Origin of the sequence: Paraburkholderia phenoliruptrix (assembly GCF_019511605.1) — a bacterium.
Classification (GTDB): domain Bacteria; phylum Pseudomonadota; class Gammaproteobacteria; order Burkholderiales; family Burkholderiaceae; genus Paraburkholderia; species Paraburkholderia phenoliruptrix_A.
Window position 1 is genome coordinate 434,202 of sequence record NZ_JAEUAV010000001.1, and the last position, 14,707, is coordinate 448,908.

Consider the following 14,707-nt stretch of genomic DNA (forward strand, 5'->3'; position numbering starts at 1 on the left):
GAGTTTCGGAAGATTTCATCAATAGACGGTGAAAGCGGGCCGCCCAAAGCGGGCCTTGTTCGTCTCGGCATTGTATGCGGCAAACGCGTTGCGCACCGGGCAACCGTCACCGATCCCGGCCACCTCGCCCGTATCCCGCACGCAGAGGCATGCCACGTTCTGGCGGCTTGCGCTCGACCTGGCACGGGCTCGCGGCAATTCTCATGCCCTTCGCGGCGTGCGATCACCGCGCGCGCAACGCGTCGACGATATTCATGCGCGATGCGCGCAGCGCGGGCAGAAAGCCGCCGACGAGACCCATTGTCACCGAGAACGCCAATGTCTTCCCGACAATGGCGGGCGTCAGGATGAAGCGGAACGACAGGTCCGCGAAGGTCTGAAAATTGGTTGTCGAGAAAGACGCGAACTGCATGAACGCTGCGCAACCAAGCCCCGTCAGTCCGCCGACGAGCCCAAGCAGCATCGCTTCGACGAGAAACGCGGCGAGCACGTTCGCGCGCTTGAAGCCGAGCGCGCGCAAGGTGCCGATCTCCGCCACGCGATTCGCGACGGACGCGTACATCGTGATCATCGCGCCGATCATCGCGGCAATAGAAAAGATGGCCGACAACGTGAAGCCGAGTATGTTGAGAAACGTCGACAGCGCCCTCGACTGGTCGCTGTAGAAGGTTCGCTCGCGTTTCGCTTCGTCGGCGAGGCGCGGGTCGACGTCGATATCGCTTTTGAAGCGCTCGAACTGATCGCCTTGCGCAAGGCGCACGACCATTGACGAATAACTGGTCCGGCGAAACGCCTGCATCAACTGGTCCGCATCGCCCCAGATCTCCGAGTCGAACCCGCTGCCGCCCGCGTCGAAGGTGCCCACCACGGTCCACTCGCGCTGCGCGAAACGCAAGTGCTCGCCAGGCTGCGTGCCCGCAAAGCCTTTCGCAATGCTGCTGCCCACCACGATCTCCGACGAGCCAGGCGTGAAGAGGCGTCCCGCTGCGAGCCGTACCTGGGGCCGCAAGCCGATGCCGGCCTGCGACACACCGCGTATCACCACGTTCGACGGCTTGCCCGAGCCGATTTTCGCGAGCGAGATCAGCACGACGGACTCTTTCGACGCAAGCCTTCGGCCGTCGCCGCCGACCGCGACGGCGGGATGCATCTCGATCACATTGGCCTGATTGCGGTCGATCGCGCTCTGCACCTCTGTCTCCGCGCCCTTGCGGATCACGACGACGTTGTTCTCTTCGCCCGTCGAGACGAGCGTTTTCTTCAGGCCCGCGTCGAGCATCAGCACCGTCGAGAACACGAATACCACGAGCGCGAGTCCGCCGGCCGTGAGCGCCGTCGTCAGGCGACGGGTCCACAGGTTGCGAGCAATATAGGAAAGCGGAATGGCCATGATGCGCTACCCGATAGCCCGCAGGCCCTCGACGATCCGCACGCGCGCCGCCTGGATGGCCGGAATGATCGCCGCCGCCACGCCGACGACACCCGCACACGCGGCCTGCAACAGCATCGTCTCGCGCGACACGTGAAAGACCGGGAATACACCGCCGGTTGCCTGCCGGAAGATGCTGGCGGCGGGCGGCGTCAGCAGCATGCCGAGCCCGCCGCCCGCAATGCACAGCGTCAACGACTCGCCGAACATGAGGAGCGCGAGAAAGCCCGGGCCGAAGCCGAGCGCCTTGAGCGTCGCGTATTCCACGGTACGCTCGCGCGCGCTCATTGCCATTGCATTTGCCATCACGGCCATGATGATGACGATCACCACATACGACACCACGCGAATGGCCGCGATAATCTGATTCGACATCGCAACAAAACCTAGCTGGAACGCCTGCTCGGTTTCCGTCAGCGTTTCGGCGAGGGAATTCCTGAACACGTCGTCGACGTTGCGCGAGATCGCGGCGGCTTCCTCGGGAGCCTCGATGCCCAGCACGTAAACCCCGACCTGATCCGCGCGCCGCCCAGGCATCTTGCGCACCGATTCGTTCAGATAGTCCCAGTGGAAAATGAGTTGCCGCGTGATCGTCGATTCGTCGCGGCCCTCCATGATGCCGCGCACGACGAACTCCCAGGTGCCCGGATAGATCGTGCCTTTGATAGGGATGACGTCGCCGACCTTGAAGCCGAACTGCGTTGCCAGTTGCCGGCCGACCAGACAGCCCTTGCGGTCGCGCTGGTAATCGCTGCGCTGCTGAGCGGGCACAACCAGCTCGGGATAGAGGTCCAGATAATTGTCCGACACGGCGAACTGCGCGAAAAAGTTCTTCGGCTCGCGATACACGCCGCCGAACCAGCTCGAGCGCGCAACCAGCGTCACGCCTTCCACGCCGCGAATGCGGTTCTCGTAGCTGAGCGGCAAAGAGAACGACAGCGAAATGGCATTACGCGTGACGAGCCGCGCGTTCGAAGCGGCCGCGGCGCCCGCATACCACGCGTCGACTACCGTATTGAGGAGCCCATATGCGAGCACCGCGATCGTCAGCCCGAGCACCGTCAACGCAGTGCGCAGCTTGTGGCGCAGCGCGTTGCGGGTAATCAGCTTCAGCGCGTGCATGGCGTGCCGCCGTCGCGCTGGTCAGCTCGTGTTGCCATCTGACAGCTCCCCTTTGTCCAGATGCACGAGCGCATTTGCGGCACCTGCTGCATTCGCGTCGTGTGTGACCATGATGATGGTCTTGCCCAATTCGCGGTTCAGACGTTGCAGCATCGCGAGCACTTCTTCCGCCGATGCGCGATCGAGATCGCCCGTTGGTTCGTCGGCGACAATCAGCGTCGGGTCGGTGATCAATGCGCGCCCAATCGCAACTCGCTGCTGCTGTCCGCCCGACAGCTCCGAAGGGTAATGATGCGCCCGGTTCGCGAGATTGACCATCTCCAGCACCAGCTCCACGCGCTCGCGCCGCTCCTTGCGCGTGAGCCTTGTGAGCATCAGCGGCAACTCGATATTTTCGAACGCCGTCAGCACGGGCATCAGGTTGTAGAACTGGAAGATGAAGCCGACGTTGGCCGCACGCCATTCGGCCAGCGCCGCTTCGGACAGTTGCGTGATGTCGAGCCCGCCCACGCGCAGCACGCCGCCATCGGGCCGGTCGATGCCCGCAATCAGGTTCAGCAGCGTGCTCTTGCCCGATCCCGACGGCCCCATCAATGCGATGAAGTCGCCTTCACTAATGGAGAGCGTGATGTCGGACAGCACGGGCACAATCTGCGCGCCGCGCCGGTACGACTTCACCAGATGCAAGATCTCGACGAGCGGCGCAGCGCCATTCGCGCGGTTCATAGGTTGCTGCCCGCTCACGTTATGGCTTCGCCACGTTGACGTTGGCGCCGTCCTTCAACTGCGCGTCGGGCGCACGCACGAGCAGATCTCCCGCATGCACGCCGTCGAGCGCGATCAGGTCGCCGAGTTTCGCGCCCGTCGTGACCGGCACCTGATGCACGGTCTCGTCCTTGATGACGAAAACGACGCTGCGTCCGTCGCGCTGAACCACGGCAGCCGGCTGCGCGGCGACGACGGGTCGGCGGTCCTGCGGCGGCACCGGCTTCGACAGGAAGGCGATCTTTGCGCTCATGTCCGGCAGCACGCGTGCGTCGCGATCGACGAAGCGCACTTTGACGAGCACCGTCGCCTTCGAGCGGTCGACGGTCGGCACGATGCGCGATACGCGGCCCGCAAGGCGCAGCTCGGGCAGCGCGTCGAGCTGGATCTCGCACGGTGCGTCGACGGCGATCTTCGCGATGTTCGCCTCCGCCACGTCCGCCTCAACTTCGAGCGTGTCCATGTCGGCAATGGTGACGACGGCCCCTTTGCTGTCCGACGCCTGGGAAAACGGCGTGATGTTGTCGCCGACGTTCGCATGCTTTTCGATTACGACGCCGTTGAACGGCGCGCGAATCACGGTCTGATCGACCGCGACCTGCGCCGCCTGCGCGTTCGCCTGCGCGGACACAATGGCCGCGCGGCTGTTGTCGATGGATGCCTTCGCCTTGTCGTAGCGTGCGAGATCGGCGTCGTACTGGGTTGCTGGCATCGCGCCGCCCGGCACCAGAACCGCGGAGCGGCGCAGGTTGAGTTCGGCGTTTTTCAGCTCGGCAACCTGCAGCGCGAGGTTCGCTTGCGCGACCTTCACCTGCGCCTTTGCCTGCGCGAGCGACGCCTCCACATCCGCGCTTTCCAGCCTCGCGATCACTTCGTCTTTTTTCACCCGCGTGCCTTCGAGCACCCCGAGCCATTCGAGCCGCCCCTGCGCCTTCGACGCCACGGCCGCCTTGCGTTGCGGCACGACGTAGCCCGTCGCGTTCAGCAGCGTGTAGCTCTGCGACGGATAAGCGGAGACGACGGAGGTGGTTTGCACGGTGCGCGGGCTGGCGAAGCGCAAGCCGGCCACGAGCGCGCCCACGAGGACCAATGCGGCCACCCCGTAGCCGGTCCAGTTGCGCCGACGGCGCGCGGTCACGGGCGCACGGTCGATCCTGAGTTTTTTGAGATCGTGTTCAGCCAATTTTTTATCGGTTCGCCAGGGCGACGCTCGCGCTGCCCGGCTACTCGCACTATAGATGGGGCACCCAGTATAGCGCCGCGGCTCGCGTGCAAACCCTCGCGCGCGATAGATCATTACCCCACCGCAAGTAGTGCCTCCATGCATATCGTCAAATTCCGATATATACTTCGTTCAGTAGCGATGCAGACATCGGGCGGCAAGTCGCCGCGAGTCTGTCCGTTGAACAGCATGACGGTAGTTGACGAATGAAACGAACCCCCATCGCGCCCGACATCGACGCGATCCACAAGGCGCTCGCCAACCCGGTCAGGCGCGAGATTCTTGGCTGGCTGCGCGAGCCACATGCGCATTTCGCCGATCAGGAACTCCCGCTCGACCATGGCGTATGCGCGGGCAAGATCGACGCGCGCTGCGGGCTCTCGCAGTCCACCGTGTCGGCCCATCTCGCGGCGTTGCAGCGCGCGGGACTGGTCACGTCCAAGCGGGTGGGGCAATGGGTGTTCTTCAAACGCAACGAGCCCGTCATTCAGGCGTTCCTCGAGCATATGAACTCAAAGCTCTGAGCCGTCCTGCATCGCCACTTCCCTTCGCACGTCCCGTTGTCTCGCAACAATTTTCAGGCCCACGGCGTCCACGCCCCGGTCAAAGGTGAACACTTATGCCGACTCTTTTCGATCCGCTGCAAATTGGCGACCTTACGTTGCCGAACCGCATCATCATGGCGCCGCTCACGCGCCAGCGCGCCGAGGAAATCCGCGTGCCGAACGCGCTGATGGCGAAGTACTACGCCGAGCGTGCCACGGCTGGCCTCATCATCAGCGAAGCGACCTCCGTTACGCCGCAAGGCGTGGGATATGCCGAAACGCCCGGTATCTGGTCGCAGGAACAGGTGGAAGGCTGGAAGCTCGTGACGAATGCAGTGCACGCCGCGGGCGGCAAGATCTTCCTGCAACTGTGGCATGTCGGCCGCATCTCCGATCCGCTGTTCCTGGACGGTGAACTGCCCGTCGCGCCGAGCGCAATCGCCGCGAAAGGCCACGTGAGCCTTGTGCGCCCGGAGCGTCCGTATGTGACGCCGCGCGCGCTTGAGCTCGACGAGATCGCCGGCATCGTGCAGGCGTTCCGCAAAGGCGCGGAAAACGCGAAAGCAGCGGGTTTCGACGGCGTCGAAGTGCACGGCGCGAACGGCTATCTGCTCGATCAGTTCCTGCAGGACAGCACCAACAAGCGTACCGACGCCTACGGCGGCCCGATTGAGAATCGCGCGCGCCTGCTGCTCGAAGTCACCGACGCGTGCATCGACGTGTGGGGCGCACAGCGCGTTGGCGTGCACCTCGCACCGCGCCGCGACGCGCATGACATGGGCGACTCCAACCCGGCGGCCACCTTCGGCTACGTGGCTCGCGAACTCGGCAAGCGCAAGATCGCTTTTATCGCCGCGCGCGAAGCGCTGGGTGAAGACCGTCTGGGCCCGCAGTTGAAGAAGGAATTCGGCGGCCCGTACATCGCGAACGAGAAGTTCACGAAAGAAACCGCGCAGCAGGTGCTCGACGCCGGCGAGGCAGACGCGGTGGCCTGGGGCCAGCTGTTCATTGCGAATCCGGACCTCGTGCGCCGCTTCGCATTGAACGCGCCGTTGAACAAGCCCAATCCCGCCACTTTCTACGCACGTGGCGAAGCCGGCTACGTCGATTATCCGGCACTCGAAACGGTGGAATAAGCGCACCGCACGCTGCTGCCGGCATGCAGTAAAAAGCGGCGGGCGTCGTCGGCACATTGGTGCGGCGGCGCCCGCCGCATTTTTTTTGCTGCGGCGCGCAGCGCGCTTGTCTCATGCGTTGCGCGTTGCGGGTTGCGCCGTGCCCGGTCAGCGAGTCGCGTCAGACGAGATCGCGGCGCATGAATACGCGTCGCGACTCGTCCAGACCTCGCGCGATATGGGCATTACGGCGCGCGACCAGCGCCGGGTCGAGTTCCGCTTCCGCTATATCGCGAAAGCCAAGCCGCCGGTAATACGGCGCATTCCACGGCACTTCGCGATACGTGGATAACACCAGTTGCAGGAGCTTGCGCGAGCGCGCGAGTCTGGCGACTTCGTCGATGAGCGCCGCGCCGATGCGTCGCCCCGCGTGCGAGGTCAGCACGTCGAGCTCCTGAACATAGATGCGCTCGGCTTGCGGCTCGAACATCACGAATCCGGCACAGACGTCGTCGCCATCCACCGCCACGATGATCTCCTGCGCCGCAATCTTGCGCGCGACAAGCGCAACGCTCATGGGCGGCGCATCGGCAATGCCCGCCATCCCGACGCTCGCGAAGCGCGCGCCCGCTTCGAATTCGATCAAGCGGATAGTTTCGACCTCATGTGGCGCGGCAAGGCGAAAGGTAACGTCGACTGGTTGCATGCGCACAGTTTGCCCGAAATGCCGGACACTTGCGACGCCATGCTACTGACTCGCCGAAGCAGCGGACGCGGCGCCGCCCGCCTGGCCGGAAGCGCCCGCAGCCGCATCGCTCGCGCGCCTGGCTGCGTCGCTCTCGCCGCTCGTGCCGTTCGCGCCGGCCGAATTGCTCATTACGCCACTGCTCGCGGAACTGGTGGTGTCCTTGCTGGTGTCGTCCACCTTCTTGCAGGCTGACATACCCGTTGTCAATGCAGCGATGGACACGGCCAGGAGCGCGCTCTTTATCTTCCAATGCATGGTTGCACCTGTCTGGTTTGCCGGCGCGAGGCGCGGCCTGGGTTCGTCGGGGTCGGCGCAGATACCAGTATCTGCGTCGTTGTCGGCGAGAGCGACGGCGCGAGGGCTCACGTGAACTTCTGCGCGAATCCCGGCGCCGTATCAGTATGGATCAGCATCGCCTATGCCTGGCGACGCGCGCACGAGCCCGCACAGGCCCCCGGCAAGTTCTTTGCTGTCATCCAGGTCTCGTCAGGAACGACCACGCGGAGAACCATCATGCTGCTTAGCGACGAAGAACTTGCGCGCCTTAACGGCGTCGCGCCCTTTCTGGAGAGCGAGGCGAAGACCTCGCTGAACTTCGCACCGGACTACGAAGTAACGGCAGAACTCGCGGCGCACCTGCAGCCGGGCTTGCGTCTTCGCGCGCCGGCGCCGGACACGTCCGCTCCAGACGCAGCCGATAAGGACGTGCCGCCCTACCCGCTCAATCTGTTCGTCGGCTTGCCGCTCGAAGAGTTGCGCAAGCTCGCCCGTGCCGACGACTCCGAGCGCGAAGCGCTGATTGCACGCTTTGGCGCCTCTTTCACGCCGCGCCTGCTGCGAGCGATCGAAACCGAAACGCCTGGCGCAGTGAACCTGGACGCAGGCGTGCAGAACGAATCGGGCACCTTGTCGGTGATGCTTGCAGCGCTCTGAACAGGCGCGCAGCGAACACCTCGGCAAGCACGCCAGTCGTGCCGGGAGGGCGGCGCCTACGAACTAACTCAGTCTGTAGTTACTTCCGTCGCTTGCAGATTTGACAGCGGGCGCGCCGCGAATGATGCGCCGCGCCCGCCGCGCGTCACTCGTTGCCCACTCCCTTCGACACTTCCGCGGGACTGCCGTACTCCTGCTCCGGCAGGCGTTCGAGCGCGTCGAGCACTTCGTCATCCGCGCCGTTGCCTTTTGCGGTATCCAGCAAGCTTGCCTTGTCCGCAGGATACGACGCGCCTTTGAGCGCCTTCTGGACATCGATGAATTTGCGGATCTGTCCGCCGTTCGAATTCGAATTGGACGCCATGTGCATCTCCTTGAGGTTCGCCATCGGGTGGCAGACGGTGCAGCATCGCGCGTTCCTCGCGGTCCGCTCGCGTTGCGGCCAAGCCTGGCTGTGCCGCACTTCTTTGCGATAGCAGGAATGAATCTGGCTCGTAACGTCTCAACGGGCCGCTGCAACGAGAGCGGCCCACTTTCATCTTTGTCAGCAAGCAAAGGAACCTTGCCGTGAGCACTGCGGACCGCGAAGCGATACTTGTCAACCAGCAAGCTATTCTGGCGCGGTTCGGCGAACTCGCGCTGCGCTCCGACGATCTGGACGAAATACTCATCGAAGCCTGCCGACTCGTGGCCGAAGCGCTGCAAACAGACATGGCGAAGGTGATGGAACTGCAGAAGGACCGGATGACGCTCCTCGTGCGCGCGGGCGTCGGCTGGCCGCCGGGCATTGTCGGCAAAGCGACGGCGCGCGCGGAACGCGGCTCCTCCGAAGGCTATGCGCTGCAAACCGGCAAACCCGCCATGTCGCCCGACATCGCCCTCGAGAAACGCTTCCGCTATTCGCAGTTCATCGTGGATGCAGGGGTGAAAGCGCTCATCAACGTGGTGATTCTCGGCGGCAAGGACCGGCCCGCGTATGGCGTGCTGCAGGTGGACAGCCGCGCGCCGCGCGACTTCAACGACGTCGACATCGAATTTCTGCGCTCCTATGCGAACCTGCTCGCCGCAGCCGTCGAACGGCTCAGAATCGCGGCGGAAACGCGCAAACACGCCACCTGGCTGCGCGAAAGCGAAGAGCGCTACCGCATGCTGGCCACGCAGATCCCGCAACTCGTCTTCACCTGCACGAGCAGCGGCGAGCGCACCTGGGACAGCCCCCAATGGATCGAATACACCGGCCTCACCGAGCGCATCAGCCGTGGAATCGGATGGCTCGATGCGATCCACCCCGACGACCGCGACGCGACGATGATCGCGTGGAGCACCGGCGAGGTCAAGGGCGAATATGCGGTTGAGCACCGCATACGCCGCGCCGATGGCGCGTACCGCTGGTTCCAGACCCGCGCGCGGCCGGTGCGCCCGGAAGGACGCACGGTGACGTGGCTCGGGACCTCCACGGATGTCGAGGACCAGGCGCGCATACGCGAAGCGCTGGAGCGCAGCGGCGAGGAGCTCGAAAGACGCGTTTCCGAGCGCACGGCCGAATTGCAGCGGGCCCTGGATACGCTGCATCAGGAGACCCGCGAACGTTCGCGTGCGGAAGAACGCCTGCGTCACAGCGAAAAACTGAAGGCGATCGGGCAGCTCACCGGCGGCATCGCGCACGATTTCAACAACATGCTGCAGGCAATCATGAGTGCGCTGAGCCTGATTCGCGTGCGCCTGCAACAGGGCCGGCCCACCGACGTCGTGACGCTGGTGGAACGCGCTGAAAAAGGCGCGGTGCACGCAGCGACGCTCACGCACCGTCTGCTCGCGTTCGGCCGCCAGCAGACGCTGGAGCCGCGGCTCGTCAGCCTCGATGCGATCGCGCACGACATGGAAGACATGATCCGCCGCGTGGTGGGCTCCGGCATCAACGTCGAACTGAAGCTCGGCGACGGCATGTGGCTCGTGCAATGCGACCCGAACCAGATGGAAAGCGCGCTCGTCAATCTGTGCGTGAACGCTCGCGATGCCATGCCCGAAGGCGGCTGGCTCACCATCACCACGAGCGAGGTCATCCTGGGCGAAGCCGAGGTGGCCGACTTCGAGGACGCGCGGCCTGGCCGTTACTGCTGCATCGCCGTGTCCGACACCGGCACCGGCATGTCGCCGAAGGTCATGGAGCATGCGTTCGAGCCGTTCTTTACGACGAAACCCTCAGGCCAAGGCGTCGGCCTGGGCTTGAGTCAGATCTACGGCTTCGTCAGACAGTCCGGCGGCATCGTGCAGATGGAAACGGCGCTCGGCAAAGGGACGACCGTGCGCCTGTGCATGCCCGCGTCGGTGCAGCGCGAAGACGTCGAAGACGAGCACAATGCCCCCGCGAAAACCATCATGCTGGTGGAGGACGAAGAGATTGTCCGCGAAGTCACTGCCGAGCAATTGCGGGAACTGGGCTACCGTGTGCTCGAAGCGGACAGCGGCGCGGCCGCGCTGCGTCTGCTGCATGCGGGAGCCCGCTTCGATCTGCTCATCAGCGACGTCGCCCTGCCCGGCGCATTGAACGGCCGTCAGGTCGCGGAGTCGGTGCGACAGCGCTATTCGTGGATGCCGGTGATTCTGGTCACCGGTTACGCGCCGGGCGATGCGCTCGCCGACATGGAAGTGATCCGAAAGCCGTTTTCTCCCGAAGTACTCGCGCAACGCGTGCGCTCGAAGCTCGAGCAATCGCAGACCGACGTCGACTAAACTAGCGCTGTGCGCGCGGCTATCGGCCCGAAATTTTTCGCCTTACTGTTCACACCATGCCAGTTTACGACTACACATGTGCCGAATGCGGCCACTTCGAAACGGTTCGCCGCATTGCCGAGCGCGATGAACCCGCGCCCTGCCCGCAATGCGGAAATGAGGCCGCGCGGGTGGTGATCGGCGCCCCCTCGCTTGGCGGCGGCACAGCGCAGGCGAGCGAGGAGACCGGCAGTTACGGCATGCGGCACCGCGGGTGCTCCTGCTGCTGATAGAGGGGCAGCGTCACCTTCGCGCACCGGCGTTCGGCACGAAGCGTGCTACCGGAGTTGTATAGAGCAATTCCGGGAGAAATAGAATGAGATCAGCAGAAGCGCGCTCGAGCTCCGACAGCATGGAGACCGTTCCGCCGACGTCGAGCCCCGCCTACGCCGCCAGCAATCCCGTCACGCGCGCCTTCGACGCCTTCGCCAGTTCGGTCACGCGGGTTGCCGGTTCGCCCATCGCCTTCGGTCTCGCGATCATCACCGTGATCGTCTGGGGCGTGACTGGGCCGCTCTTCCACTATTCCGATGCGTGGCAACTGGTTATCAACACCGGCACGACGATCATTACGTTTCTAATGGTCTTTCTGATCCAGCAAAGTCAGAACAAGGACAGCGTCGCGATGCATCTGAAGCTCAACGAACTGCTTGCCTCGCATCGCGCGGCGAACAACCAGTTGATCGGTATCGAAGACGCATCCGAAGACGACCTGCGGCGGCTCGCGGCGGCTTACCTGCGGCTCGCAAGCCGCGTCGGCGCGCACGGCAGGGAAAGTGTCGACGTCGATGCCTGCGTGGAAAAGCCCGCGCCCGACAAGGGAAAGCGCAACGCCACGGAGAACGAAGGGGCGTGAGTTCGGTGGCGGTTTCGGCCCTGTGTTCAGCCGGGATTTCAGCGGCGATTTGAGAGGAGATGAGAGCCGTGACCTGGGTCCTGGCTCTTGTTGTGATGATGGTGTAGCGCGGATTGCAGGCTTCGTGGCCTGCGATCCGCTAGTTTCCTTCGGAACCCACATACCCGGGCAGCCCGAGCGCCGCTTCGCTCTTTGCCAGCTCCATCGCCCGTCCCACCAGCGCCTTGTACTCCGCGTCGTTCGACGGAGGCGGCAGCATCTTGCGAAACAGGTCCGCCCAACGGAATTCCGCCAACGGCACATTCGTCTTGCGATAGCCGCCGGCGTCGCGCACGGCAGCGGCGAGGCTGCGAAACTCATCGTCGATCATGTCCCACACGTGCCGCGGCATGTCCGTGAACGGCACGCGCTGGCCGTGTTGATCGTACGGAAACGTCCAACGATTGTTTTCGAGCGCGAGCCAGAATTCGGCCTGCGAGCAGGTGGACAGATCCCTCACCAGCACGAACGGCACCGACTTGATATCGACATGCCAGAGCGCCGCAGCAACGTGATGATGGTCGGTCGCAAATGCCTCGCCGCCCGGCCCAAGAACAACCGGAATCGGCTTCTCAGCAATGGCCATTTCCAGATCGTGCCCGGACAGCGATTGATAGGCGTGCGTCTTCTCCCTCACCTCGCGCATTCCGTGCGTGACTTGCGTTGGACGCAAGCGCTCGATCTCCAGCGTATTCATCGATCCCTCCCATGCTGCATGTCGTTATGCGCGCCGAACTCGCTGCGTGCGTTGCAAAACTCACGGCTCGGGGTTCAGCAAATCGGCCTCGACCAACTCGGCGCCCTTGCGGGCGGCAGCTTCGCGTGCTTCCAGCGCCGTTTCGAACGGGCCGATGACGGGCGCGCCGTCATACGGGAATATCACACGGTCGTCCGTGGTCCGCACGACCTTCAGATCGCCGGTAAATGTGCCGGTCGCGGTGCGTCGATAGGTCGGGTAGATCCTGTAATCGTCTGCGGTGGCAGGAATACCGGCTGGCGATGCATGGGCTCGCAGCGAAGTATTCTGAAAGTGCAACTTCCTTCTCACCATCTCAATCCCTGCAATTGCTATCGTCGACTGGTTAGGGGCGTTGCGAACAAACGCATGGCGATGGCGCAGATGCGGACACGGCGCGCATCCACTGCGCGCCGCGCTCTTTCCCTTCAGGCGGGCCCGGTCGTCTGGACCCGCACGCCCGTCACACCGTCAGCGGCGAATCAGGGCTGACGCTGCCCGCCCTGGTGCTGCGGCGTCTTCTGCTGATTCTGCTGTTGCTGGCCGCTCTGCTTGCCCGCATTCTTCGGATTGCCAGGTTGTGTGTTGGATTGCTTCGGATCGCTCATGTCAGCTCCTTGGTTTTCCAGAAGTACTCGCATTGACGCAGCCCTATGCCGCATCGCGCCTTACTCGGGACTGTCCTGCTCGTATTCGGTTCGCACGCCTTGCGGCAGCCACGGTTCCTTGCGGCAGCACCACAGTTCGTACGTGGGCTCGTAGAGGCCGACGTTGTCGAAAGCGCCGAGCGGCACGTCCAGTTCGTCGCTGCCCACGTATTCCATGAAGGCCACCGAACCGCACGTGGGGCAAAAGTAGCGCCGTCCTTCAGCAGAGCTTTGCCACACCTGGACGGGACCGGAGAACTCCACAGCGTCGCGCGCGAACATCGCATAGGCGCCAAATGCGCTGCCGTGGATGCGGCGGCAGGTCATGCAATGACAAAGCGACACTCGCCGCGGCTGTGCCTTGACCCGAAACCGCACCGCCTTGCATGCGCAGCCGCCCGTCTGTTCGGGCGCTTCGGCCGCTCCGCCCGCTTCTCCCGCTCTGCCCGCAGCGCTTTCAGTACTCATGCCGCGCCCTCCAGTCCGATGTTGCGACGTCGCCCCAGCGTGTCACTTTTCGCTCTTCTTCGGAATTTTTGCACCCGATTTGCGGGCCTGATTCAGCGCGATGGCCACCGCCTGTTTATGCGGCTTGCCGTGTTTCGTTTCGGTCTTGATGTTGCGCGATACGGTTTCTTTGGATGTTCCTCTTTTCAACGGCATGATCTTCTCCTGTCAGTCGAGGCGTTGATCAGAACGCAGCCGGGGCTTGTCCACCGCTGCCATTGAAACGCAGCACGCCACGTGCCACGTGGCGTGCTGCGAGGCGAACGCGTCGCCCGCATGCCGCAGCGCTGCCGCATCAGAGCGCGGCTGCGTGCGGGACGGCGCCGGGGCCGCGGCTTACTGTTCGGAGACGCCCTTTTTCGAGGCCAGTTGCTGGGCGCGTTGATAGTGCTCCTTGATCGTCGGCAACGCCTTCTGCGCGGCCTCCTTGAGCTTGGCGTTCTGCCCCTCTGCAATTTCCTTTTCGAAGGCGGCAATGGTCTTCTTGTGACCCTCGAGTGCGACCTTCTGGATGTACATCTGGTCGAACTGCTTGCCCTTCAACGGCTTGAGTGCGTCGAGCACACTCGTGTCCGAATTGTCCTTCGGCACTTCCACGCCGTGCGGCGCAGCCATCTTCAGTTGAACGGTCAGCTTGGTGTGGTCGAGCATCATGTGATGCGCAAACGACTTCACGTCCTTGTCGCTGGAATTGCTGGTCGCGAGTTTCGACGCGTCGATTTCCGTCGACGAGGACATCGAGGCCGCCTGAACGAAGTCTTTGTCCACCTGCGCAAGGGGATTGGCGGCGGTCGTGGAGGCAGCTTCGGTCTGCGCGTTCGCAGCGACCGGAACCAGGCTGAAACAACCGCACGCTACTGCAATTACTGTCATCTTCTTCATGCGTTTCCTCTCTGTTGTTCGAAGGGGGTAGCCAAAGTGGCGCAATGTTCGTTGCGACACTGCTTGTGCAGCAACCCGCATGCCGCGCTGCGCAAAACGCGGAAGTTTTTTTCATGCGCACCGCTGTCGCGACGGGCTCTTTCGGGACCGGCCCTTGCTGAATGCCGTTACCTTCCAACCCAACTCAAGGAGAATGCAATGGCGACCAAACCGAACGATCCTGCCGAGTCCGCGCAAAACGGAAGTGCCGACGAATCCGGCGAAGCAACGTTTGAAACCGACGTGTCCGAAACCGGCGATGACGGCACCACCGTCCGGCAAGCCGAAGTGAAGGAAAGCGACCTGTCCGAAGTGAAGAAAGACAAATGAAGAAAGAGGAGTGAATAAAT

Annotated in this window: 20 protein-coding genes; 7 read left to right on the forward strand and 13 right to left on the reverse strand. The window is 63.6% G+C overall.

Annotation, left to right across the window (positions count from 1 at the left end):
* Positions 1-223: 223 nt before the first annotated feature.
* From JNB89_RS01850 to JNB89_RS01865, 4 genes are read right to left on the reverse strand one after another with little or no spacing between them, the layout of a single operon-like run.
* Positions 224-1,390, reverse strand: a complete 1,167-nt coding sequence (locus JNB89_RS01850) for an ABC transporter permease (RefSeq protein ID WP_220361031.1) — start codon at positions 1,388-1,390, stop codon at positions 224-226.
* 6 nt (positions 1,391-1,396) lie between these two features.
* Positions 1,397-2,551, reverse strand: coding sequence for an ABC transporter permease (locus JNB89_RS01855; protein ID WP_220361032.1), 1,155 nt, complete (start codon positions 2,549-2,551; stop codon positions 1,397-1,399).
* A gap of 21 nt (positions 2,552-2,572) precedes the next feature.
* Complete coding sequence (locus JNB89_RS01860; RefSeq protein WP_220361033.1) at positions 2,573-3,277, reverse strand: ABC transporter ATP-binding protein; 705 nt, start codon at positions 3,275-3,277, stop codon at positions 2,573-2,575.
* 19 nt (positions 3,278-3,296) lie between these two features.
* The gene (locus JNB89_RS01865) at positions 3,297-4,499 is read right to left on the reverse strand and encodes an efflux RND transporter periplasmic adaptor subunit (protein ID WP_220361034.1); all 1,203 of its coding nucleotides are present in this window, start codon (positions 4,497-4,499) and stop codon (positions 3,297-3,299) included.
* A gap of 245 nt (positions 4,500-4,744) precedes the next feature.
* On the opposite strand from JNB89_RS01865, the gene JNB89_RS01870 reads away from it, so the two are divergent.
* Positions 4,745-5,062 carry an ArsR/SmtB family transcription factor gene (locus JNB89_RS01870; RefSeq protein WP_013341485.1) on the forward strand — a complete coding sequence of 106 codons (318 nt, stop codon included), beginning with the start codon at positions 4,745-4,747 and terminating at the stop codon, positions 5,060-5,062.
* A gap of 95 nt (positions 5,063-5,157) precedes the next feature.
* Entirely contained in the window at positions 5,158-6,219 is a 1,062-nt protein-coding gene (locus tag JNB89_RS01875) for an alkene reductase (protein WP_135891797.1), read from the forward strand.
* 160 nt (positions 6,220-6,379) lie between these two features.
* On the opposite strand, the gene JNB89_RS01880 is transcribed toward JNB89_RS01875, so the two are convergent.
* Together JNB89_RS01880 and JNB89_RS01885 are read right to left on the reverse strand one after the other, a co-directional pair.
* Positions 6,380-6,904 (reverse strand): GNAT family N-acetyltransferase, encoded by a 525-nt coding sequence (locus tag JNB89_RS01880; RefSeq protein ID WP_220361035.1) that lies wholly within the window; start codon positions 6,902-6,904, stop codon positions 6,380-6,382.
* 42 nt (positions 6,905-6,946) lie between these two features.
* Positions 6,947-7,312, reverse strand: coding sequence for a hypothetical protein (locus JNB89_RS01885; protein ID WP_223216668.1), 366 nt, complete (start codon positions 7,310-7,312; stop codon positions 6,947-6,949).
* A gap of 147 nt (positions 7,313-7,459) precedes the next feature.
* Here JNB89_RS01885 and JNB89_RS01890 point away from each other — a divergent pair, with 147 nt between their 5' ends.
* Positions 7,460-7,879: a hypothetical protein gene (locus JNB89_RS01890; RefSeq protein WP_220361036.1), complete on the forward strand. Its 420-nt coding sequence runs from the start codon at positions 7,460-7,462 to the stop codon at positions 7,877-7,879.
* Positions 7,880-8,024: 145 nt separating this feature from the next.
* Here the strand turns inward: JNB89_RS01890 and JNB89_RS01895 are convergent, their stop codons facing one another.
* Positions 8,025-8,243: a DUF2795 domain-containing protein gene (locus JNB89_RS01895; RefSeq protein ID WP_220361037.1), complete on the reverse strand. Its 219-nt coding sequence runs from the start codon at positions 8,241-8,243 to the stop codon at positions 8,025-8,027.
* A 203-nt stretch (positions 8,244-8,446) separates the two neighbouring features.
* Here JNB89_RS01895 and JNB89_RS01900 point away from each other — a divergent pair, with 203 nt between their 5' ends.
* From JNB89_RS01900 to JNB89_RS01910, 3 genes are all read left to right on the forward strand, one after another.
* On the forward strand, positions 8,447-10,612 hold the full coding sequence (locus tag JNB89_RS01900) for a response regulator (protein WP_220361038.1): 2,166 nt from the start codon (positions 8,447-8,449) through the stop codon (positions 10,610-10,612).
* Positions 10,613-10,668: 56 nt separating this feature from the next.
* Positions 10,669-10,881: an FmdB family zinc ribbon protein gene (locus tag JNB89_RS01905; RefSeq protein ID WP_013341492.1), complete on the forward strand. Its 213-nt coding sequence runs from the start codon at positions 10,669-10,671 to the stop codon at positions 10,879-10,881.
* An 86-nt stretch (positions 10,882-10,967) separates the two neighbouring features.
* Positions 10,968-11,507 (forward strand): low affinity iron permease family protein, encoded by a 540-nt coding sequence (locus JNB89_RS01910; RefSeq protein ID WP_013341493.1) that lies wholly within the window; start codon positions 10,968-10,970, stop codon positions 11,505-11,507.
* 139 nt (positions 11,508-11,646) lie between these two features.
* Here the strand turns inward: JNB89_RS01910 and JNB89_RS01915 are convergent, their stop codons facing one another.
* The 6 genes from JNB89_RS01915 to JNB89_RS01935 form a co-directional block, all read right to left on the reverse strand.
* Positions 11,647-12,243 (reverse strand): ParB/Srx family N-terminal domain-containing protein, encoded by a 597-nt coding sequence (locus JNB89_RS01915; RefSeq protein ID WP_220361039.1) that lies wholly within the window; start codon positions 12,241-12,243, stop codon positions 11,647-11,649.
* A 60-nt stretch (positions 12,244-12,303) separates the two neighbouring features.
* Positions 12,304-12,597 carry a DUF6723 family protein gene (locus tag JNB89_RS01920; RefSeq protein ID WP_013341495.1) on the reverse strand — a complete coding sequence of 98 codons (294 nt, stop codon included), beginning with the start codon at positions 12,595-12,597 and terminating at the stop codon, positions 12,304-12,306.
* Positions 12,598-12,764: 167 nt separating this feature from the next.
* A complete protein-coding gene (locus tag JNB89_RS31220) occupies positions 12,765-12,890 on the reverse strand; it encodes a hypothetical protein (RefSeq protein ID WP_006049380.1) in 126 nt (41 codons plus the stop codon).
* Between the two features lie 60 nt (positions 12,891-12,950).
* Positions 12,951-13,397: a GFA family protein gene (locus JNB89_RS01925; RefSeq protein WP_220361040.1), complete on the reverse strand. Its 447-nt coding sequence runs from the start codon at positions 13,395-13,397 to the stop codon at positions 12,951-12,953.
* A 42-nt stretch (positions 13,398-13,439) separates the two neighbouring features.
* A complete protein-coding gene (locus tag JNB89_RS01930) occupies positions 13,440-13,592 on the reverse strand; it encodes a DUF6496 domain-containing protein (protein ID WP_167507825.1) in 153 nt (50 codons plus the stop codon).
* 180 nt (positions 13,593-13,772) lie between these two features.
* Positions 13,773-14,318, reverse strand: coding sequence for a DUF4142 domain-containing protein (locus tag JNB89_RS01935; RefSeq protein WP_013341498.1), 546 nt, complete (start codon positions 14,316-14,318; stop codon positions 13,773-13,775).
* Between the two features lie 198 nt (positions 14,319-14,516).
* On the opposite strand from JNB89_RS01935, the gene JNB89_RS01940 reads away from it, so the two are divergent.
* A complete protein-coding gene (locus tag JNB89_RS01940; protein ID WP_220361041.1) occupies positions 14,517-14,687 on the forward strand; it encodes a hypothetical protein in 171 nt (56 codons plus the stop codon).
* Positions 14,688-14,707 lie beyond the last annotated feature (20 nt).